The 21187-nt window shown below is 38.2% G+C and carries 15 protein-coding genes; 1 reads left to right on the plus strand and 14 read right to left on the minus strand.

The features are described 5' to 3' along the window. Positions 1-12: 12 nt before the first annotated feature. The 4 genes from FO440_RS02380 to FO440_RS02395 are packed head-to-tail and all read right to left on the minus strand — an operon-like array spanning position 13 to position 7108. A complete protein-coding gene (locus FO440_RS02380; RefSeq protein WP_144246623.1) occupies positions 13-1149 on the minus strand; it encodes a DUF5007 domain-containing protein in 1137 nt (378 codons plus the stop codon). A gap of 28 nt (positions 1150-1177) precedes the next feature. Beyond that, a complete protein-coding gene (locus FO440_RS02385) occupies positions 1178-2425 on the minus strand; it encodes a fasciclin domain-containing protein (protein WP_144246624.1) in 1248 nt (415 codons plus the stop codon). Between the two features lie 21 nt (positions 2426-2446). Then, complete coding sequence (locus FO440_RS02390) at positions 2447-4033, minus strand: RagB/SusD family nutrient uptake outer membrane protein (protein ID WP_144246625.1); 1587 nt, start codon at positions 4031-4033, stop codon at positions 2447-2449. Between the two features lie 48 nt (positions 4034-4081). After that, positions 4082-7108 carry a SusC/RagA family TonB-linked outer membrane protein gene (locus FO440_RS02395; RefSeq protein ID WP_144246626.1) on the minus strand — a complete coding sequence of 1009 codons (3027 nt, stop codon included), beginning with the start codon at positions 7106-7108 and terminating at the stop codon, positions 4082-4084. An 838-nt stretch (positions 7109-7946) separates the two neighbouring features. On the opposite strand from FO440_RS02395, the gene FO440_RS02400 reads away from it, so the two are divergent. Continuing rightward, positions 7947-10688, plus strand: a complete 2742-nt coding sequence (locus tag FO440_RS02400; RefSeq protein WP_144246627.1) for a carboxypeptidase-like regulatory domain-containing protein — start codon at positions 7947-7949, stop codon at positions 10686-10688. Between the two features lie 96 nt (positions 10689-10784). On the opposite strand, the gene FO440_RS02405 is transcribed toward FO440_RS02400, so the two are convergent. The 10 genes from FO440_RS02405 to FO440_RS02445 all read right to left on the minus strand — a co-directional run bounded on the left by FO440_RS02405 (position 10785) and on the right by FO440_RS02445 (position 21184). Then, complete coding sequence (locus FO440_RS02405) at positions 10785-11006, minus strand: hypothetical protein (protein WP_144246628.1); 222 nt, start codon at positions 11004-11006, stop codon at positions 10785-10787. A gap of 101 nt (positions 11007-11107) precedes the next feature. Continuing rightward, positions 11108-11278, minus strand: a complete 171-nt coding sequence (locus tag FO440_RS24290; protein WP_186292551.1) for a hypothetical protein — start codon at positions 11276-11278, stop codon at positions 11108-11110. A 102-nt stretch (positions 11279-11380) separates the two neighbouring features. After that, positions 11381-12793 (minus strand): glycoside hydrolase family 125 protein, encoded by a 1413-nt coding sequence (locus FO440_RS02410; protein WP_144246629.1) that lies wholly within the window; start codon positions 12791-12793, stop codon positions 11381-11383. Between the two features lie 323 nt (positions 12794-13116). Then, positions 13117-15021 (minus strand): polysaccharide biosynthesis protein, encoded by a 1905-nt coding sequence (locus FO440_RS02415; protein ID WP_144246630.1) that lies wholly within the window; start codon positions 15019-15021, stop codon positions 13117-13119. A 310-nt stretch (positions 15022-15331) separates the two neighbouring features. Continuing rightward, positions 15332-16468 carry a DegT/DnrJ/EryC1/StrS family aminotransferase gene (locus FO440_RS02420; protein ID WP_144246631.1) on the minus strand — a complete coding sequence of 379 codons (1137 nt, stop codon included), beginning with the start codon at positions 16466-16468 and terminating at the stop codon, positions 15332-15334. Positions 16469-16470: 2 nt separating this feature from the next. Next, positions 16471-17085: an acetyltransferase gene (locus FO440_RS02425; RefSeq protein ID WP_246104158.1), complete on the minus strand. Its 615-nt coding sequence runs from the start codon at positions 17083-17085 to the stop codon at positions 16471-16473. Next, the gene (locus FO440_RS02430) at positions 17082-17690 is read right to left on the minus strand and encodes a sugar transferase (RefSeq protein WP_144246632.1); all 609 of its coding nucleotides are present in this window, start codon (positions 17688-17690) and stop codon (positions 17082-17084) included. Before FO440_RS02430 ends, FO440_RS02425 begins: the two co-directional genes overlap by 4 nt. Next, a complete protein-coding gene (locus FO440_RS02435; protein WP_144246633.1) occupies positions 17683-18897 on the minus strand; it encodes a glycosyltransferase family 4 protein in 1215 nt (404 codons plus the stop codon). Before FO440_RS02435 ends, FO440_RS02430 begins: the two co-directional genes overlap by 8 nt. Further along, positions 18897-20039: a non-hydrolyzing UDP-N-acetylglucosamine 2-epimerase gene (gene wecB / locus FO440_RS02440; RefSeq protein WP_144246634.1), complete on the minus strand. Its 1143-nt coding sequence runs from the start codon at positions 20037-20039 to the stop codon at positions 18897-18899. The genes FO440_RS02435 and wecB overlap by 1 nt, the downstream gene beginning before the upstream one ends. 23 nt (positions 20040-20062) lie before the next feature. Then, a complete protein-coding gene (locus tag FO440_RS02445) occupies positions 20063-21184 on the minus strand; it encodes a polysaccharide biosynthesis C-terminal domain-containing protein (protein ID WP_144246635.1) in 1122 nt (373 codons plus the stop codon). Positions 21185-21187 lie beyond the last annotated feature (3 nt).

The raw sequence follows: 21187 nt of genomic DNA on the forward strand, positions 1-21187 counted from the left end.
CATTAGGGTTTTCTAATCGTTATCAAACTTAGGGTTCTCCGTTTTAAAGTGGAACACGATCTCCCAATCGCCTGGTTCATAAATGTTAAAATCCTGAAGGATTACTCCTGTCTTTCTTATCCCGCCCTGTGCTACGCGTGAATAGCTAAATTCAACGTGTGCGCTGCCTCCGCCGTTAATATTAGCGACACCTCCTGATGTATATTTTGTAGGTATTTTAGCAAGAGGGATCGGATAAGCCACATTATATTCTACATAAGTATCTGTAAAATCAGGCCCCGGAGCTCCGTCAGCTGTAAAACCATGTACCTGCTCTAACCATTTGGTAGCAGAAAACCTTTTTGGGTTTATCTCTAACGAATCCTTATTAAGGAATTTAAACCTTAACCTGTGGCCTGTAGAATCGTCACTAAATTTGCGGATATAAACGTACACTAAACTAGATGCAGCATGCGGATCTATATTCGTGCCTGTAGTCTCGCCGTCTATATTGAAAAGTTGGGCAAAAATGTGCTGTATCTGATGCGAGTTAGGGGTACCTGTATTAGGTTGGCCTGTATAGATATTATAGTCATCAACCGGAGAGTAGGGCTGATCTACCTGCGTTGTAACAGTTAAATCTTTTATTGTCCTTGAACCCCCGCTATTGGTAAGCTTAACATCAAAGTATCTTTTTTGCTGTGGATAAACAACGGTATCAATAGTGGCCGCATCAAATGTTCCTCCGCGAATCTTACTTCTAACGTTGTTCCACCACATAACATCACCGTTACCCCTTATTTCCAGCGGAGAATGATTTTCCAATTTTCTCTTGGCCGCAATTTGCGCTAAACTGGTTTCCTTTCCTGTATATTCTTGGGTCCAAACTAACGTCGGTATTTTTTTCAGCATATCACTGGCATCCCGGCCATCACCAAACCTCGGGTTTGTAATCGTAAAATCAATCGGGAATGTTGAGTTATCTGAGTTAAATACTCCATTGTATACATAAGTCCGGCCCAGTATAAAAGAGAAATCTTTTTGAGCGTAAGTGGCTTGTGTACTCAGGTAACTTTTTTCGGTAGGCAGGTTAAATATTTTTCTGCACCCCGAAAAAGCCACCGCAGCTGTTAATAATACAAAAGCTCTATATTTTATTTTGTTTTGCATAATGTGTCTACTTTAAGCTTTATATTTCTTATTGATTAGGGTCTTGATAATTCATTGTCCACTCAGAAATCTGGAATAGTTGATCCGGAGGATTCAGACCGTCACCGGTTTGAAGTAAAACCAGGCGGTATGCCTTATAAGCCACCGTGTTATTAAAGTCCCAGCGTCTTAATTGATAGTTCGAACTCCAGTTCTGCTCTTGGCGCACATCTAAAGTTACCCATTGTGCATCAGGGACTTTATCGTTCGCGGGATCAGCAAGCGTACCTTGTACCCTCCAGGCTCTTCCGTTACGATTATATTGTTTAGAATCGTTGGCGCTGGTCATCGAGTAACTATTTACAGGTGTAGGCACTTTAGGTTTCCAATACAATGTAGGATACCAGTTGTTTTGAACACTGATGAAACAGATAAACTTTGTACCCACGGTATTGTCAAAAAGATTTTTGTATATCTCACCAGCCGATACTTGTCCGTCAGTATACCCAGAACCGGCAGGGAAAACAACCCACAGACTATCTGTTTTAGGGTTAATAACATCAGGTGGGGCAGGTATCAGCGTCATCCGCGATACAAACGAATCGAAACCAAATACGTGGTCATTATTCATCAGGTTAACAATGGCGTTTTTTGTCTTAATATCAACCGATGATGTTCTGCTTTTTGACCAATTGGAAACAAATAAGCTCCTTTTAGTATCGGCATATTCAATCAATGCTGCACCTCCGCCTACATGACCTTCGGCATCCCCGTAAATCCGTTGACCATGCATAGGGTAATTATTACGAACGGTGGCTACAGACTGTCCGTCACCAACCGAGAAATCTGTAGACGTGTATTGGTTCCGCAGAATATACATCGAAACCATGGTATCTAACTGCGCTCTGTCGCGATTAGCCTTATTCCGGGCCTTAGGGTCAGTTATACCGTCACCGCCCTTGGCTAGCTGGGTCAAATAAACAGGGGCTTGTCCAAGACTTTGGCGGATAGCGTTTAAGTTTGAAATGGCGATTTTAAAACTCTGGTTAGACGGTGCAAATACCGTAACACTACTGTCAGTTAAAGTCTGTTGGTAACCTAAAGCGTTAACAACTAATAATAGCGAATCATAAATTCCTGGCTTGCTTTTTAAATACTCGTAAGCGGTTAAGTTTCCTGAACCTGCAACAGGCGTGCTGTCATAGTAGCCTTTCTCTTTTTTACAGCCTGTTTGGACTATAAGCGCAATTGCTACAACTGCCGCAAAGTATTTTCCGAATAAAATTGATCTTTTCATGTCTCTATTCTCTTTCTTTTTTTACTTCCAATATGAATTTTGTGTCAGTAAAGGATTTTGCGCTAAAATATCACGTGATATTGGCCAGTAAATACCGCCTGAACTGATTAACTGCAGGAATTGTGGATTAGTTTGTTTAATTTTCTCCATCCGGATCCTGTCATACCAATGATCGCCCTCGCCCATAAACTCCTTTTGGCGCTCTCTGAATATGGCATCAATCAGCGGGCCGCTTGTATTTGGGTCATAAGCATACACTATACCACCTGACTCACGTCCGTGATCATCCACCGTATATCTTTCCTGCCTAACGACATTCAAATCGCTAATTGCTAAATTATCTTCTCCTAATACAGCATAAGCCTCTGCGCGTAAAAGATAAACATCTTCTAACCTTGTTAATACAATGGCACTTGAGAATAGTCTGAATGAGGGATCATTTACTCCACCCATTATACACCTGATCTTAGCGAAAATTGGATACTTTCCGAGAAAGTTTGAAAAATAACCTTTAATTGAAACCGCATTAACCGCATCTGAGTGTGTTATGCCTGTGGTATCAATATTGAACCGATTGTCTGACACCTCTTTAAAGATAGATAAGATGGAATCTTTAGGAACATAAATATCTGGTATATTTTTGTTATCGACAGGCGCTGCCAGCGCTAACGACTCCATATTACCGGTAAATGCCGACTCCTGATCACCCCATATAAATCCAAATCCAAACAATTGGTTATCATTGCCACCGCCGGGAGCCTTGGTATAAAAGAAACCGCTAGGTGAGGTTAAAGTATTTGTACTTGTAAGTGACAGATCATCGAGCGTATTATACTCGTTCAGTACCTTTTGGGTATACCTGATAACATCTGTATATTTACCTTGCCAGGCAGCCACATGGGCAAGCATAGCGTACGCGCCAAGTTTTCTAACTAAAACACCACTCCAATCAGCCCTTTTCCTATTATAATAATCACCTGGTTGCTGTATGTCACCATTGCTATATTCATATGGCAGGTCAGTTGCTGCAGCTACCATTTCTGTCTGCACAAACTCCAATATAGCTGATTGGCCAGATCTTGGCTGATTTTCAAAAGTACCCTCTCTTGATGAGGTGATAAAAGGCACATCGCCCCATATCCTAACCATATAAAAATATGCGAAAGCTCTTAAAAAACGAACCTGAGCCACATCAACAGTCATGTTATTTGCTGTATAACGCAGATCTTTGTCTTTAATCTCATGAATCCGCTCTAAAAAGATGTTGGCCGCGTTAACAATCGCATAAAACCTTCTCCAGTTAGATAATTCATTTAATACAGGGTATGCAGCGTTAAGGTTATTGTTTACAACCGCTTTCAAATCCTGACGGGTAGGGCTTACAAAGTTACCCATCCTGACATCACCATATATCCAATGGCCATTGTCATCGGCAAGAGCCGCCCTGGTTAAGCCATACACCCCCATAATCGCGGCCCGGGCGTCTTCTATTGTGTTCCAAGTGTTTGTCTCATTTACTACACTTGTTGGTGTAACGTTAAGCGCCTTCTTACAGCTATCAGCAACAAGAGTAAAAAAGATAAGACTCAGTAAAATTATTTTTTTCATTTCATCTTTATTTTAAACAGTATTCAATTTTTGTCTATGCTCATGAATTTAAAAATCCAGTTTTACTCCTACTAAATAAGTCCTCGGAATTTGCATGCCGTAACCATTGTCGTAGCCGGTGTAATCTACCAGTTCCGGGTCAGGACCTGTATATTTAGTTAAGGTAAACACGTTATTTACACTGGCATAAACATAAAATCTGTGAAGGCTTGAAAAATGCTTTTTCATTTGCGATGTCAAATCATAACCTAACGATACAGTACGCAGTTTGATAAATGACGCATTTTCTAAAAATAAATCCTGATTAACCTGGTAAGGGTCTACACTACTTGCAGGGTTATAAATAGGATATTTTGAATAATCGCCACGTTTCTCCCAATAAAAGATCTCTTTTACAGAATTGATATCATTGGCGCCGTCGTTGTTATAAAAATCAAACCTGTTTGCCATTTCCTGATTCAATACCTTACGACCCAGGTTATAATAGAAATCTAAATTCAAGCTCCAATTTTTATAAGCGAAGTCGTTGCTCCAGCCACCTGATACAGTAGGTAAAGCATGGCCCTGTAAGGTTTTATCGGCATTGGTTATTTCATTATCGCCGTTAATATCTTTCCACTTAGGGTCACCTGTTTTTAAGGTAATACCATTGTAAGTCATTGTCTTACCGTTAGCTACCGGAACTTCAGCATCTGTGTTATAAATACCTTGATTTGTTAATAACCAATAGCTATCAACAGCCGAACCTACTTTAAGGAGCGTATTATCAATTGCGATCTGATTCAAGCCGCCAGGTAAAGCGGTTAACACGTTATGGTTTAAATTAACATTTAAGCTTGTCCTCCATGAAAATTTATTATCTGATGGCAAGATAACACCGCTGATAAGCGCGTCTAAACCGGTATTACGGATAGCCATACCATTTTGAATAACAGAGGTATATCCATACTCAGCCGCCGAAGGTACGCCCAGCAACATATTTTTATCATGTTTGTAATAGGCGTTTAAGCTCAAATATAAACGCTTCTTTAAAATCTCAGCATCTAAGCCTACGCTAGCCTGATCGGTATAAGCCCATTTTAAACCATAAGGAACATAACCTTGTGAGTAAGGGCGGGTCATGGTTGAAAGTCCGCCATAACTCGGGGTAATTAAATTACCTGTATACCCAATAAATGCGGTGTATTGAGGGCCCTGAGCATAGTTGTCAAAATTTTCATAGCGACCCATTCTGCCCGCACTTAAATGTAAATTAAGTGCTGATACATCATTCTTTTCAGCAAAGAATTCTTTTTTCATGTCCCATCCCGCGCTAAATATAGGCGAGTAGAACCAACGGTTTGTAGGTTGTTGGTTAGAAGAAGCATCTGCTCTTAACATAGCAGAAAAGTTATACTTATCTTTTAATGAGTAATCTACTTTACCATAAAATGCTACCTGGGTGTTTTTTGTCTTATCTAAGAACTTATAGATCAATTGTTGCTGAAATACCTGAGAAGTAAGATAATTTCCATTGTTAGGATCAGAATTTAACAAATTTATCTTGATAAAGTCAGTGGTTCCTTTGTATGCATAATCATAAGTGTACCTGTAGGTATCATATTCAAATGTATTACCTAACGAGAAGTTAAATTTGTTATCGTCGTTTATTTTATATTCGTAAGTAGCCAGGTTGTTTACAGCTGTACGAATATTGTATCCAAAATAATCAGACGCATAGTTGGTAGTTTGCAATAAAGTCCTTGGATAGAAAATATCGCGGTAACCTTCGTTGTAATCAATGTTATAAGACGATACAAATTTAAAGTTACCCAAGTCGATAGCCGCTTTAACATATCCTGCAAATAAGTTGGTTTTGTTTTTATCAAAACCGTCGCGGAACTGGTCTAGATAGTCGGCATAGCTATCCTTATTAGGAGCAAGCGGCGTACTCAAATCCGGCAAATAGTTAACTTGTGCCAGACGGTCGCGAACATTCTTGTTCCTGTCTCTCAAAATTTGGTTAGCAGTAACCATAGCGCTGAATGTAAACCAATCTAACGGTTTCATATTCAACAGGAAGCGGGTATTATATCGATCCATGCCTGTCTTGTCAGCAACTCCCCCGTTCTTAGTGTCGCCTAACTGAAAATCAAAGTTAGCGCGCTCATCGCCACCGCTTATACTGGCATTTACGCTGTAAATTGCCTGGCTGCCATAATACAAGTCGTTCCAGTTAGCCGGACCATAAAATGAGTTATTTAAAGAGTCACTTAAAAATAATGGCAAAGCATCAAGGTCTGAAAAGCTTCCGGTAGCAGTATATTTATTATAAAACTGCTTTCTGAAATTATTTTCAAACTGACCGTTAATAGTAGTAACAGATTTAGGTGTAGCTACACCTGCATAAGAATCAAAAGTGATTCTTCTTTTTTTGCTGGCGCCTTTGCTGGTTAATACGATAGCGCCATTAGCTGCTTTTGGGCCGTAAATACTGGTAGCGTCTAACCCTTTCAAAACCTGCATCGATTCAATATTATCCATATTTACAAACGCAAGCGTATTGGTTGCAGGGCCAATTTCGTTGTATTTATATTGCTGGATATCAAAAGCAAAAGGATGATCTGCGATCAGCTCAACACCGTCTAATATAACCAGCGGCTGTGTTGAATAAGCTTCACGTGCAGATAATAGGGGCTGTGATGTACCATGTATAAACATGTTTTGAACAGTCCCGGGCTCGCCGCTAGGTTCATTCACATATAAGCCCGCAGCTTGTCCTTTTAAGTACTGCTGCAAAGAAATCCACGGACCTCTTGCTGTTTTGTCAGGGTTAACATTATTGGTCTCAGACTGGAGTCTTTTCGCAATAGCGTTTTTAAAGGGGGCAGTGATAGCGATAGCCGAATCATTCGATATCGTATCTTTTTTAGCTTTGACAGCAGTGTCTCTCCCAATTTTATGAACATACTTTAAAGGGAGCCTCCCTTTTGATGTAGTGTTGTTTGAGACACGTGCATACATAGCCGTATTGCCATAGGAGTACGTTGTTGTACATAGCACACCCAAGAAAGTTATAATTGCAATAATGCGCATAACAGATAATTAAGTATTAACTGATTAAAAAACTGTTTATTAATTGTTTGTGTAGTAGGATATTTAATATCAGGCACAATAAAATTAGTCAATCAATAAAGAAAGATTAATTTATTATACCGGAATTGAAATACAGAATCTCTTTAGCTGGCTTAGACTATCAAAATTTAGCCGAAAAAGAATCAATACTAACACCCGTCAGTAGGTTCTTTTCCAGTAATTGATAGTAAGCAGTGCCGGGAGGATTCACTCCAAAGGGTTTTTGTAAAATTTTGATCATAGCTGGTTTATAATAGTAAATAAATTGATTTGTATTGGGCAACAAAAATGTAATTGGTATACTTCTAATTGGTTCGAAAATAGGCAACCGCTCTTGCTATCTGCTATTCTCTTAGACAATGATACAAATAATAATTTGATATGTTCCAAATAAATTTTAAATTATTCTTAAAAATTCTTGAAAAAAGGGCAAAAACTATGGTTTTGTATAGAAAAGTAGAATTATCAACTGTGCGCCTCTCAAAAATCAATCTAAAATGCGTCTACAAATTAGTACACGACACTATGTGTTAACTACTTAGGCACAAAACCGCTGTTTTTTAAACCGTGTAAAATCAGTTTATTCAAAATCAAAGTTTACAAGTATCTGGGTAGTCTAATTTGATAGCCATATTATTAGTTTGCTTATATAAAATAGCTCTTAATAAAATTCTTTCCATTATTATTTTTTTTCTATCAAAAAATTTATGTTTTTTTACAGTATTAACCTAATGAAAAATTACAGACGTGTTACCCTTGGCATATCTGTGTGACCTATAACTAACCTATTACCTACATTATGAAATTAAACAAGCTTTTTCTTAAGATCGGACTGTGCTGTTCGGTATTGTTATTTTTTGCTTTTATCCCTAAAGGCGATGATCCTGTTGACAAATTAGTTGCAGCCTTACAAAAGTGGACAGACTCGTCTCCGCAGGAAAAAGTATACCTGCATATGGATAAACCATATTATGCACTGGGTGATACTATATGGTTTAAAGGCTATGTAACCGTAGGAAGCCGGCACCAGCTTTCTGCTTTAAGCGGTGCTTTATATGTAGATCTGATCACAGATAGGGATTCTTTAGTTAAAACATTAAAGCTGCCTATAACCACCGGCATGGTAGAGGGGGATTTTATTTTGGACGATGATTTAAGGCAAGGCAATTATCGCGTACGCGCTTACACCCAATGGATGCGTAATGCCGGGCCCGATTATTTTTTTGATAAAACTTTTACAGTTGGCGACCTGGCAAGTAATGATATTGTATCAAAAGTAAATTATCAATATAAAGGCACAGAAAATAAACCAGTTTTAATTGCCTTGTTAAACTACACCACACAAGATGGCAAAGCACTTGCCATCCGTGATGTACATTACGACATAGTAATTAACAATAAATCTGTATATACAAGAACAGAAAAGACCAATGCCTTAGGAACGCTGCAGGTTACGGTTGAAAATGACCACCATGTTGATTTGAACGGGTCATACATAAGAACGATAATTACAGGAGACGACAAACAACCTGTTACGCGGGATTTCCCTTTAAAAGCTGCACTATCACAAAGCGATATACAATTCTTTCCTGAAAGCGGCAACCTGGTTAATGGGGTATCATCACATGTTGGTTTTAAAGCCGTTGGGATAGATGGCCTGGGTGTGGCTGTTAAAGGCACAGTGGTTGATGAGGCAGGCAATGAAGTTGCTACCATTGAGACCCTGCATGCCGGCATGGGTAGTTTTTCTTTAAGACCAGAAACCGGAAAATCATATAGTGCCAAGATCAGCTTTCCTGATGGCAGCAACAAAACATTTGCATTACCAAAAGCAATAGATGATGGTTTTGTATTAAGCGTTGCCCAACCCAATAAGGATAGTATACTTGTAAGAATAGGCGCATCAGCCAACCAGGTAACACAAGCGCCAACACTAAGCTTTATTGCGCAAACCAGTGGTGAAGTAATTGTAGCGTCACCGGTAAAAATAGGCAGAGCAAGTACTTCTATCTGGTTAGAGAAAAAACTGTTTCCAACCGGCATCACGCAGTTCACTATTTTTAATGCTACAGGCGAACCATTAAATGAACGTGTGGCTTTTGTTAAAAGCAATGATATCATGAAGCTTGATGTTAAAAGCCCGAAAAACAGCTATAACAGTAAAGAGCCTATAAAAATAGATCTTGAAGCAAAAGATAGTAAGGGCAAAGGCGCCTTTGGCGGAAACTTCTCTGTATCAGTAATCGACGAAACCAAATTACCTGTAAATGAAAATGATGTAACCACAATTTTTTCAAGCATCTTGCTTTCTTCTGACTTGAAAGGCTACATTGAAAAACCGAACTATTATTTTGCGAATGAGGGCGAAGACGTTGAAAAAGCTTTAGATAATTTGATGCTGACCCAGGGTTATCGCAGGTTTACCTGGAAAGAGATAATTAATCCCACAAATAAAAACCCGATTTTCCCTGCAGAACCATTGACTGCAACAATATCCGGAAGTGTTACCACCCTTGGTAATAAAATACTGCCAAATGCTAATGTTAGCTTGCTGTCAATGAGAGGAAATCTTGCTGAAACCGCTACTACTGATGCAACAGGGCATTTCAAATTTGATAAAATATTTTTACGTGACAGCCTTAAAGTTACCGTTCAGGCCCGAACCGCAAAAAACAGTGACCATGCAATCCTCACTTTAGATACACTTCCAAGGCTCAGGATTAACAAAAATAAAAACTTTCCTGATCTGAGTACTGATATTGATGGAACGTTAAAGGCCTATCTTGAAAACGGCAAGAAACTGGATGACATTTACGAAAAATCAGGCCAGTTGAATAAAGTACAAAGATTACGCGAAGTACGTATCAGGGCAAGAAAAACAAGGGAAGATGCCAATATCACGCCGCAAGGCATGTTTAAAATACCTGAAGGATCCGCTGATCAGGTAATAACAATTCAGGATGCTTCAGATTATATCAACCTTGGACAAGCCCTGGAAGGCAGATTACCCGGCATAAGCATTGAATCTGTGCAAGGCTACAGTACTATTAAACTTATAGGTTCAACGCTGGGTGGCAATGTAGTACAACTTATTGTTGACGGAAGAAAAATCACTACTGCGGATGAGGTATCAGAAATATTAGAAGGCAGTATTCTGCCGGAAGACGTAGCGAAGATTGAGATGGCAAGAACAAATCAGGCAATGGTGAGCGTTTTAGGCGGGCCATCAATTCTTATTCTTACTAAGTTAGGTACTGCACGTAAACAATATAATCCAAGTGTTATAAACTTTTCGCCAAAAGGCTTTAACAAGGTGCGTGAGTTTTATTCACCTAAATACGGAACTTCGGGAAATGACGATAAATTGCCGGACTTACGTTCAACTGTTTATTGGAACCCAAATTTGAAAACAGATGTTAACGGTCAAACATCGTTTAGCTTCTTCAATGCTGACGGACCAGGCTCATACGCTGTTGTGGTAGAAGGCATCAATGCCGCCGGCGAACTTGGCCGTAAAGTATATAACTACACCGTCAAGTAAAAATACCGATAGTTATTAAGCTAAAAAGGGTGCAAAAAGTTTCATTTTTGCGCCCTTTTTAGCTTAATAACTTAATAATAGAGAATCAAACTATAACTATTGACTAATAATTTCATGAATCTGCATCGGTGTTTTTGAAGCATCTATGAACGGGATATTTTTTTCTCGTGCCATTTGTTCGAGCCATGCACCCCATACAACAGGACCATTATCGTTAGCACCCATAAGCGGATTAGGGCGTAACGGGCTTTTCAATCGTTCCATTTGTAATTCAGGGTCAATTTTAAGAAAGTATACCTTATCAAACAGCTCAAACATGTCTGAAACATTGCCTGATCCGCCAAATACATATACCTCAGAAAATTCTCGTAAAAAATTATCCAGGAATTTCCTGCTCCATAAAAAAGAGTAACTGTTGCTTATAGCTTCGTTAGCCGTATGTGGTGCAGCAACTTTTTTACCGCTTTTATCATACCAGTTTGATAACCTTCAATATCATCAGCATCAAAAGCATTTATTTCTGCTTGTTGAAGTGCTTTAGCCACAAACGTTTTACCTGAGCCTGATGGCCCAATAATTAAAACTTTCATATGCAATAATATTCCAGGTAATTAATCAATTATCCATAACAACACAAGCGCCTTATAATTTAAAATAAGACGCTTGTGATTTATATCTAAACAACTGTATAATTAAGCCAGTAATTGCGGCTTCTTTTTATAGGTTTCCCATAAAAACTCGCCAAATAATGTATTTGCCCAGGCAAACCATGGGCGGCTAAAATGCTTAGCGTCATCTTTATGGAACGACTCGTGCATAAAACCAGTACCTGCATTGCTGCTTTTCAGCATAGCTATACAATGCTTAATTTCCTGATCATTAGTACTGGTTAAGCCGCGCATAATAATACCTAATGGCCAGATCATATCTTTACCGGCATGTGGGCCGCCAATACCTTCGCCGGCTTTTCCTTTAAAAAAGAACGGGTTATTTAATGACAGCAGCATTTTACGGGTATTTTGATACACCGGGTCTGTTACCGGTACAGCATCAAGATAAGGCAACCCTAAAAGACTTGGTACGTTTGCGTCGTCCATTAAGTTGAAGCTGCCATAACCATTCACCTCATAAGCATAGATCCTGCCGTAAGAAGGATGATTAATGATAGCATATTTTTTTAACGCGGCATCCACTTCTGCAGCAAGGGCCCTAAGCTCAGCCGCAAGCGCTGCATCTTTACTAATGGCACTCACCATCTCTGCGGCATGTTTTAAGCTCACCACGGCAAAGAAATTGGACGGTACGAGGTACATATAGATCGTTGCATCATCACTTGGGCGAAAAGCAGAGCATATCAAACCATTTGGCTTTACAGGGTAGCCATACCCGTTCATGGGTACGCCATCTGTAGCCCATGCGGTTTTACGTTGAAAGCTGTATGGCCCCTGGTTTTGTTTACGCTGTTGCTCCTTAAAGGTTTTTAAAGTAAGCGCTATGGCCGACTTCCATTTTGCATCAAACGGAGTAGTATCACCAGTTACTTTCCAGTATTTGTAGGCAAGCCTGATAGGGTAGCATAATGAGTCTATCTCCCACTTACGCTCGTGCAGGCCCGGCTGCATTTTGGTTTCGTCTTTTGACCACTCTCCTACTTTGTTAGGATCATCGTAAAAAGCGTTTGCATAAGGATCTTTCAATACGCAGGTAGCCTGGTGATTAATAACACCGGCAACTAATTGTTGCAGCTTTTTATCCTGCTTTATAAAATCAAGATATGGATATACCTGCGCGCTGCTATCGCGTAGCCACATAGCATCAATATCACCGGTTATTACATAACTATCTGGTTTGCCATCTTTTTCCGTGAAAGTTACCGTGGTATCTAAAGTATTAGGAAAGCAATTGTTAAAAAGCCAGGTTAATTCTTTATCCTTTACATTTTTGCTAAACTCTGTAATAGCTTTTTCTACAGACTCGCTGCTAAAATTTCTTTTAGTAGTCCTTACCACCGGGTAGCCGGTTTCAGTAGCAAATGCAGGTATCTTACTAAGCACTAAAGCTGTGCCCAGCAAGCCGGTGTTTTTCATGAAAGTTCTTCTTTGCATAATTATTTAAGTTGAATACTAAGGTTATAACCGATGTGGGTAGTAATCTTTGTTGTATGGCAAACTAATTTACCATAACAATTGAAGCAGCCCGGCATGCAAATTATCAGCCTTTTATTTACAGACTATGATTTAAAAAGTTATTTTTAGGATTTTGGCCTTGGTTAGAAATTCAAAAACTCTCCAATACTAAAAACTTTACCCCATTAAAGCAAATTATATTTAATCTATAGAAAGCATGTAAAACCAAGCTTAGTGAAGCATTAAACAACAAAGGCCTTAACTATATAGATTAAGGCCTTTGTTGTTTAATATCTTGATACTTATTGCAGTAATATATTTTTGTTGATGTCGAGCTGCTCATAAGCAGAGTTCTTACTAATAAACTCCGGAACAATCTCCTTCATTTTAGTAACAATAGCCATTTCGCTATCTTGTTTGATTAATTCTAACAACTCGTCGATATTATCTATCACTTCTTTGTATGGATATGTTATAACTTTTGATATTCTTATCTTCTCATGATGGGTAGGCATGGTGCTTTCGCCATCATTTAATAGTTCTTCATACAGCTTTTCGCCCGGGCGTAATCCTGAGAAAGCTATCTTTATGTCTTTATCAGGTTGCAATCCGGCAAGTTTGATCATTTTGGTAGCCAAGTCTGTAATCTTAACCGGCTCGCCCATGTCAAAAATAAATATCTCACCACCTACACCCATTGTACCGGCTTCAAGCACTAATTGCACAGCCTCCGGTATGGTCATAAAGTACCGCGTAATTTCCGGATGGGTTACAGTAATAGGCCCGCCTTTCTGTATCTGTGCCTGGAAACGTGGAATAACCGAGCCGTTAGATCCTAATACATTACCAAATCTGGTGGTTATAAAGCGTGTATCTGAGGTGTTTCTTAACGCCTGAATATAGATTTCAGCAATTCGCTTTGTAGCACCCATAATATTCGATGGGTTTACAGCTTTATCTGTTGAAACCATTACAAACTTTTTGGTACCAAATTCAATAGCAAGGTCGGCAACATTTTTAGTCCCCATCACATTAGCACCAATAGCCACTGAAGGATTTTCCTCCATCATTGGAACATGTTTATAAGCCGCAGCGTGATATACCACTTCAGGATACAGCTCACTAAATAATTTGTACATACGCTGATGATTGCGCACGTCACCTATAAATATTTTTGTAGTAATATCCGGGAATTTTTCTTCAACAAAAAGTTGCATATCATGCAACGGAGATTCTGCCTGATCGCATAATATTACTAATGCCGGTTTGTATTGTAGTACTTGTTTTACTATTTCTGAACCGATAGATCCCGCAGCGCCTGTAACCAATACTCTCTTACCATAAATATCCTTTGAAATACTTGTAGTATCTATCTTAATAGGTTTACGCTGTAAAAGATCTTCGATCTTAAGGTCCTTGATCTGACTAAGGTTTAACTTACCGTAGATCCATTGATCAGCTGGTGGCACAGTTAAAACTTGAATACCCAGCACTAAACATTCTTCAAGAGCAGCTTTCTTATCAGCCTCACCAAGTTGTTTATTGATCGTTATCAATTTTTCTACCTTATGCTTTTTCATCAGCTTAGGCAACTTAGTGAAATTATAGATTTTAACCCCACTAATTTCTTTATTGATCCTGTTAGTATTATCCTCAACAAAGCCAATTATCGAGAAATTAGAATTGCTACTATTTTCAAGGGCCTGTTTAATTAAAATAGCTTCAGTATCAGAGCCATAAATTACAACGGCTACTTTTTTACCGTTAGAATAATTGGTGATATAAGAGTAAGTGCTTTTTGCGGCTGCCCTTAACAATATGAGTAAAGTACTTGATACAGAGAAATTAACTAAAGTTATCGAAGTAATATTTACCGGATTAGCCGTATAATGAGGGATGATCCATACATAAGCTACTACCATGTATATCACACTGCTTATAAATGCTGAACCAAATATCCGCAGCATGTCACGGGTATTAGAATAGCGGATAAGGCCGGTATGTATGCGCATTGCAAACATAACTACAGCTGCAATTGTAAGATATGAAGTTGTATATATAAAGAAATATCCCCTTAAAATATTAACAAATTCAAAACGATGAACGATAAAATAAGACGTTGAAAATGACCAGGCAACTATAAAAAGGTCAAGGATCATGATCATCCACCGGGGTATAACCTTATTAAAGAGTAAATAATCTTTCATAAGTGAGACTTAATGTTTTTAGTTTAAAACATTTAACGCAAAGGTATATCTTTTTGTTTAAAAAATCTTTAATATTACCAACAACTCTTTGGTTAACAGTAATTTAATATGATGCACATCACAGAAAAATATTGTAAATCATTGTTTTAAAGACAGTTATAATAGCATCATAAATTTTATATGTAGCTAACCGCTTGGCGAAATATTTATTAATATTTATTAACATTTATTAAAATATATTAAACAGCAGTATAATTTAACATATTAAAAACACTAATTCTACCTCGTGGTTAATGCTGCTTAATTATGACTACTGTTGCTGAAAAACATTCTTTATAATATCAATTACGCGTTGAACTTCAACTTCGGTAAGATTTGATCCGGAAGGAAGACACAATCCTTTGTTAAACAACTCTTCACTTGTACCGTCAATATATGAAGGGCAATCTTCAAATACGGGCTGTAAATGCATCGGTTTCCATAATGGCCTTGACTCAATATTATCTTTTTCTAATTCCAGCCTTATAGTTTCTCTTGTGATGCCATCCGACTTAGATGGATCAATTAAAATAGTACTCAGCCAGCGATTGCTAAAATAACTTGCCGGTTCAGGCAAAAAAGATATTGCAGCTATATCGGCTAATTGTTCTGTATAAGTTTTATAAACGTTCCTGCGTTTTGCGATATGGTCTTCTAAAACCATCATTTGCCCACGCCCAATGCCGGCACAAACATTACTCATTCTGTAATTATATCCAATTTGCGAGTGTTGATAATGTGGTGCGGCATCACGTGCCTGGGTTGCTAAAAACCGAGCCTTTTCAACAAATTGTTTATTATCAGATATTATTGCACCACCACCGCTTGTAGTAATAATTTTATTGCCATTAAATGATAATATACCTATCGCACCTAAAGTACCGGCTGCTTTTCCGTTTACTGTTGACCCCAAAGCTTCAGCAGCGTCCTCAATAACAGGAATATCATATTTGGCTGCAATTTTACTGATCTGCTCAATTTTAGCCGGCATACCATAAAGGTGTACGGGTATAATTGCCTTTGGCTTTTTTCCTTTATTAATCCTGTCAATAATAGCCTCTTCTAAAAGCCCCGGAGACATATTCCATGTTTCAGGCTCACTGTCTATAAATATAGGTGTTGCACCTAAATAAGCAATTGGGTTTGCCGATGCAGAAAAAGTAAAACTTTGACAAATGACTTCATCCCCGGACTGGATGCCCAGCATGATCAATGCAAGGTGTATTGCAGCAGTACCCGAACTTAATGCTGCCGCATACTTGCTTCCGGTAAAAGCTTCAAGATCATGCTCAAAGTTATTTACATGAGGGCCCAAGGGTGCTATCCAATTTGTATCAAATGCTTCCTTTACAAAGTTAAATTCCTGGCCGCCCATGTGTGGGCTGGATAACCATATTTTGCTATTCATTTTTAATCAACAGATTTGTTATACTTAATTATTTTACCCGGATTACCTACTACAATCGCATAGTCCGGAACGTCATTAATAATCACCGCCCCGGCTCCAATAGTTACCCAATTACCAACTTTAACTCCTGGTATTATGCATGCCCCAATACCAACATGAGTACCCTCGCCTACATTAACATTGCCGGCAATAGCGGCATTAGGTGATACATGAACAAAATCACCTATTACACAATCATGGTCTATGGAACAGTTGGTATTTAAAATGACGTGCCTGCCTATTGTAACCTCGCTGTTTATTGAAACCCCTGCCATAACAACGGTACCCTCACCTACGAAGATTCTTGTAGAAATGTTTGCCGAGGGGTGCACGGCTGTAGTGTATTTTACATGTAACTCGCTCGCAATTTTCTTCCGTATACCATTATTACCAATACTTATCACAACCTCTGTATCATCCATAAAAAATGATTCTTGAAACGATGAATAAACAGGATAATCAAAAAGTTTAGTTATAGCAGGATTAACATCAATCAAGCCTGAAACAATACGTTGTTGTTTTTCAAAAAGCTCAATAATAACTTTGGCATGGCCACTTGCGCCGTATAAATAAATCATACCAGGGTTCCCTTAAATTTTTCAACAGTAACATGCCCCTCGGCACTTATGCCTTCTGATTTGAATACTTTTATCACAGTCATCCATAATATTTTTAAATCAAGGGCTAAAGATAAGTTATCCACATACCATACATCATATTCAAATTTTTGTTCCCAACTGATAGCATTACGTCCATTAACCTGTGCCCAACCTGTAATGCCTGGCCTAACCAAATGCCTGCGGCTTTGGGTTGAGTTATATAAAGGCAAGTACTCAACTAATAATGGCCTTGGTCCAATTAGGCTCATATCGCCATTAATAATATTTAGTAATTGGGGTATTTCATCTAATGATGTTTTGCGGATAAACTTACCAAGTGCCGTGAGCCTGTCAGCATCGGGCAATAGTTTTCCATCGATGCCGCAGCGGTCATTCATTGTTTTAAATTTTATTACTTTAAAAAGTCTGGTATTTTTTCCGGGACGGGCTTGCAGAAAAAATGGGGCACCCTGATTTGCGATTGTCAACAAGAGTAAAACAATCAAAAGCACCGGAAGCAATAATATCAGACCCATCAAAGCCACAGTAAGATCAATGATCCTTTTAAATATAATCCTATACATTGTCAAAATGCCGTATTATAGTTTGATATGAGTTATTAACCGAATAATGTGATCTTAAATATTCAAAACCGTTATTACCCATGGTTTTCCAATTATCTTTAGCACCACATAGTTGACTTAAATTGTAGTTAAAAGCTTCTAAATCTCCGCTTTGACACCACAGGCCAAAGCTGTTTTCCATTATTATCTTACCCATATCAGTATTCAGGTCAGTAGCAGCCAAAATGGGCATTCTATATTCCATATAGGAAAGTATTCTTGAAGGAAAATTAGGGATCGTAAATCTTTTATCTAAAAAAATCAGGCCAACATCGCAACACTTCAGTAAATCGTCGTACTTGTTTTTAGGTAAATTAGCTATCAGTTTTGAATTTTCAGGGCTGTTTAAGGTATACCAGGTTTGTAATTTAGAGAACTCTGTGCCTGAACCAACAATAAGAAAATAAACATCTTTATTTTTGATATTTGACTCAAGAATGCTGATTAGAAAATCTATACCTTGCGGCTTGCCAAGGTTACCACCATAAATAAACAATGCAGCTTTTTCCGGAATTTTATATTCCCGTTTAACCTTTTCCTTGTCAGCAACGGACACCCCTGCTGTAGCTATAACCTCTACACTATTAGGATTTACTTCTACTATACCGGGATTTATATGTTTATTGTGGCTGATAACAAAGTCTGCATTTGCTGGAGACATGCAACCTATATGATCTGAAATTTCATACATTTTCCGCTCTTTTTTTTCAAAGAACCTGTGTATCAAAGAATTCTTTTTAATTAATCCCAGATCAACTGCATTTTGCGGAAAAATATCTTTTAAAAGTAGATATGACTTAGCTCCATCGCGTTTTTTAAAGAACCTAACAACTTTTGTAAACGTAATTGGCGGCGTGGAGTAAAGCACCAAATCAAATTTGGTGTCCTGATAATACTTTATGGCTCCCTTTAAAAACTGCCGCCCCAGCATTAACGTTCCAATCCCTTTTTCAACAATATTTGTTTTTTGGAGATTTAGTGTATTTATATGCAATACACTTATACCATGATCAATTTTTAACGAAGTCTTTTTCTTATGTCTTCTTTCTGACGGACATATTATGTGAACACGATGCCCCTCATCCCTAAACTTTCGCATAAGGTCTGTGTACAATCCGCGTTCAGCAATATCAGTGAGATTTAATATGGTCAGGAAAAGAATATTCATTACCTACTTTCGCTCCAAACTACCCTTTTTATATAATCAACATAGCTAATAATTATTCTGACTACTTTTTCAGAAACATTTGGCATAGAATAATCAGCAACGCGCCTAAAATTTCTTTCCGAGCCCCTTTTTTGGTATTGTACCTGAATTAGGCCTTGCATAATACGTTCTGTGTTCATCCCAACCATCATAACTGACGCTTCTTCCATCGCCTCTGGCCGCTCATGGGCATCTCTAAGGTTTAATGCCGGAAAATTTAAAGTTGATGATTCCTCAGATATAGTACCACTGTCAGAAAGCACAGCGTATGAATGCATCTGAAGCGCATTATAATCATTAAAACCCATTGGCTTTAAAAACTGAACCTCAGGCCTCATTGCTATGTTTTTAGCTTCAATCATATTCCTGGTACGTGGGTGAGTACTTACTATGATGGGATAGCCATACTTTTCGGCAATTAAGTTTAAACTATCCATTAAACCCTTAAAGTTTTTTTCGCTATTAATATTTTCTTCTCTGTGAGATGAAACCACAAAGTATTTATGCTTTTCAAGCTTTAAACGCTGCAGTATATCAGAGCCCTCAATATCCGGCAAATAATGATTCAGCACTTCAAACATCGGTGAACCTGTTTTAATTATTCTATCCGCCGGCAATCCTTCACGTAATAAATACTCCCGGGCAATATCGCTGTAAGTCAAATTTATATCAGACACATGGTCAACTATCTTTCTGTTTGTTTCTTCAGGTACGCGCTGGTCAAAGCAACGATTTCCGGCTTCCATATGGAAGATAGGAATATGGCGTTTTTTTGCCGGAATGGCGCATAAACAGCTATTGGTATCACCCAAAACCAAAAATGCATCAGGTTTTTCTGTTTCCAAAAGTGGGTCAATCTTTATTAATATCTGACCTACCGTTTCTGTGGCTGTTGCACCGGCTGCGTTCAAAAAATGATCCGGCTTACGAATATTAAGATCTTCAAAGAAAATCTGATTCAACTCATAATCATAATTTTGGCCTGTGTGTACAATGATATGCTCAATGGCATCAGACGTATCAAGCGCCGCCATGACTCTTGCTAATCTTATAATTTCAGGCCGTGTACCTACAACGGTCATTACCTTTAATTTTTCTTTCATTATATTAATGTTGTGAATTTTAATTATACGTTTTCAAAGTAAGTGTCAGGATCATTGGGGTCATAAAATTCATTGATCCAAAAGTTAGTATATAATTCTTCCTCGCCTATATTTTTAATATTGTGTGTGTACCATATTGGCATATCAACATAAGCGGGGTCATTGCCATCCAGATAAAAATCAAACACCTCATCTGTGCCTATTTTTCGGAGTTGTATTAAAGCTTTGCCCTTAATTACCGCAAAGCGTTCAATCTTACGTGTATGATAATGATTTCCTCTGGTTATCCCCGGCACTGTGGTAGAAAATGAAACTTGACCTCCTACATTTAACCGAATGATCTCAACAAAAGCGCCCCTGGGATCTGTATGCTTAATAAACTTAACCGGAAAATGATTCTTATTATCTATGTAGCTTCTAAATGTGTTAAAAAGGTTAAGATCAAATGAGTTTGCCAATTCCGGGATTATTCCTGATTTTAAGTATTGTTCTTTATAAATCTCAAGCAGTGCCAAAACTTCAGAAACTTTACGTTCTACAGTGTGTGCAATTGTTAATAGTCCATTACCCTTCTTATTTCTAATCTGGCTGATTATGCTCTTAATTAATTCATCCACGTAAATAAGTTTTACTGAACCATCTACGTCAATTTTAGGCTGTTCGTTATGACAAAGCTGATGGGAAAACGTTGCGATGAACGAATTATAATATGGGTTACCAAATGGACCAAACACATTAGGAATAATCATGCCTGTAAATGTGCCTTCATTTTTGTTTGCCCACTCTATAAGTAATTCACGCCCTTCCCTTTTACTCTTCCCATAAAGATTATCCCGCTCTTCCTGAGACGAGGATGAAAATAGCACATGGGCCTTACTTTTGGTGATTTCTAGTGCGGATACTAATTGTTTTATTAATCCAACATTGTTATCATATATTATCTGTGGATCATTATGCCTGTTCATAGCCGCCAGATGTACAATGACATCACACTGGCTTACAAATTCAATAAGTTGGCGTTCGTCTTTAAAAAAATCACGCTCAAATTGTATACGCTCAAATTCATCCGGAAATAAGCCTAATGTGTTATAAAGATGTTGCCCTACAAATCCGCTCTGCCCTGTTATTCCTATTCTAAGTTTCATTAT

Origin of the sequence: Mucilaginibacter corticis (genome assembly GCF_007558865.1) — a bacterium.
GTDB lineage: Bacteria > Bacteroidota > Bacteroidia > Sphingobacteriales > Sphingobacteriaceae > Mucilaginibacter > Mucilaginibacter corticis.

Coding starts and splice junctions, on each gene's coding strand:
- FO440_RS02380 (WP_144246623.1), bottom strand. CDS start 1,149: ATGCAAAACAAAATAAAATATAGAGCTTTTGTATTATTAACAGCTGCG.
- FO440_RS02385 (WP_144246624.1), bottom strand. CDS start 2,425: ATGAAAAGATCAATTTTATTCGGAAAATACTTTGCGGCAGTTGTAGCA.
- FO440_RS02390 (WP_144246625.1), bottom strand. CDS start 4,033: ATGAAAAAAATAATTTTACTGAGTCTTATCTTTTTTACTCTTGTTGCT.
- FO440_RS02395 (WP_144246626.1), bottom strand. CDS start 7,108: ATGCGCATTATTGCAATTATAACTTTCTTGGGTGTGCTATGTACAACA.
- FO440_RS02400 (WP_144246627.1), top strand. CDS start 7,947: ATGAAATTAAACAAGCTTTTTCTTAAGATCGGACTGTGCTGTTCGGTA.
- FO440_RS02405 (WP_144246628.1), bottom strand. CDS start 11,006: ATGTTTGAGCTGTTTGATAAGGTATACTTTCTTAAAATTGACCCTGAA.
- FO440_RS24290 (WP_186292551.1), bottom strand. CDS start 11,278: ATGAAAGTTTTAATTATTGGGCCATCAGGCTCAGGTAAAACGTTTGTG.
- FO440_RS02410 (WP_144246629.1), bottom strand. CDS start 12,793: ATGCAAAGAAGAACTTTCATGAAAAACACCGGCTTGCTGGGCACAGCT.
- FO440_RS02415 (WP_144246630.1), bottom strand. CDS start 15,021: ATGAAAGATTATTTACTCTTTAATAAGGTTATACCCCGGTGGATGATC.
- FO440_RS02420 (WP_144246631.1), bottom strand. CDS start 16,468: ATGAATAGCAAAATATGGTTATCCAGCCCACACATGGGCGGCCAGGAA.
- FO440_RS02425 (WP_246104158.1), bottom strand. CDS start 17,085: ATGATTTATTTATACGGCGCAAGTGGCCATGCCAAAGTTATTATTGAG.
- FO440_RS02430 (WP_144246632.1), bottom strand. CDS start 17,690: ATGTATAGGATTATATTTAAAAGGATCATTGATCTTACTGTGGCTTTG.
- FO440_RS02435 (WP_144246633.1), bottom strand. CDS start 18,897: ATGAATATTCTTTTCCTGACCATATTAAATCTCACTGATATTGCTGAA.
- wecB (WP_144246634.1), bottom strand. CDS start 20,039: ATGAAAGAAAAATTAAAGGTAATGACCGTTGTAGGTACACGGCCTGAA.
- FO440_RS02445 (WP_144246635.1), bottom strand. CDS start 21,184: ATGAAACTTAGAATAGGAATAACAGGGCAGAGCGGATTTGTAGGGCAA.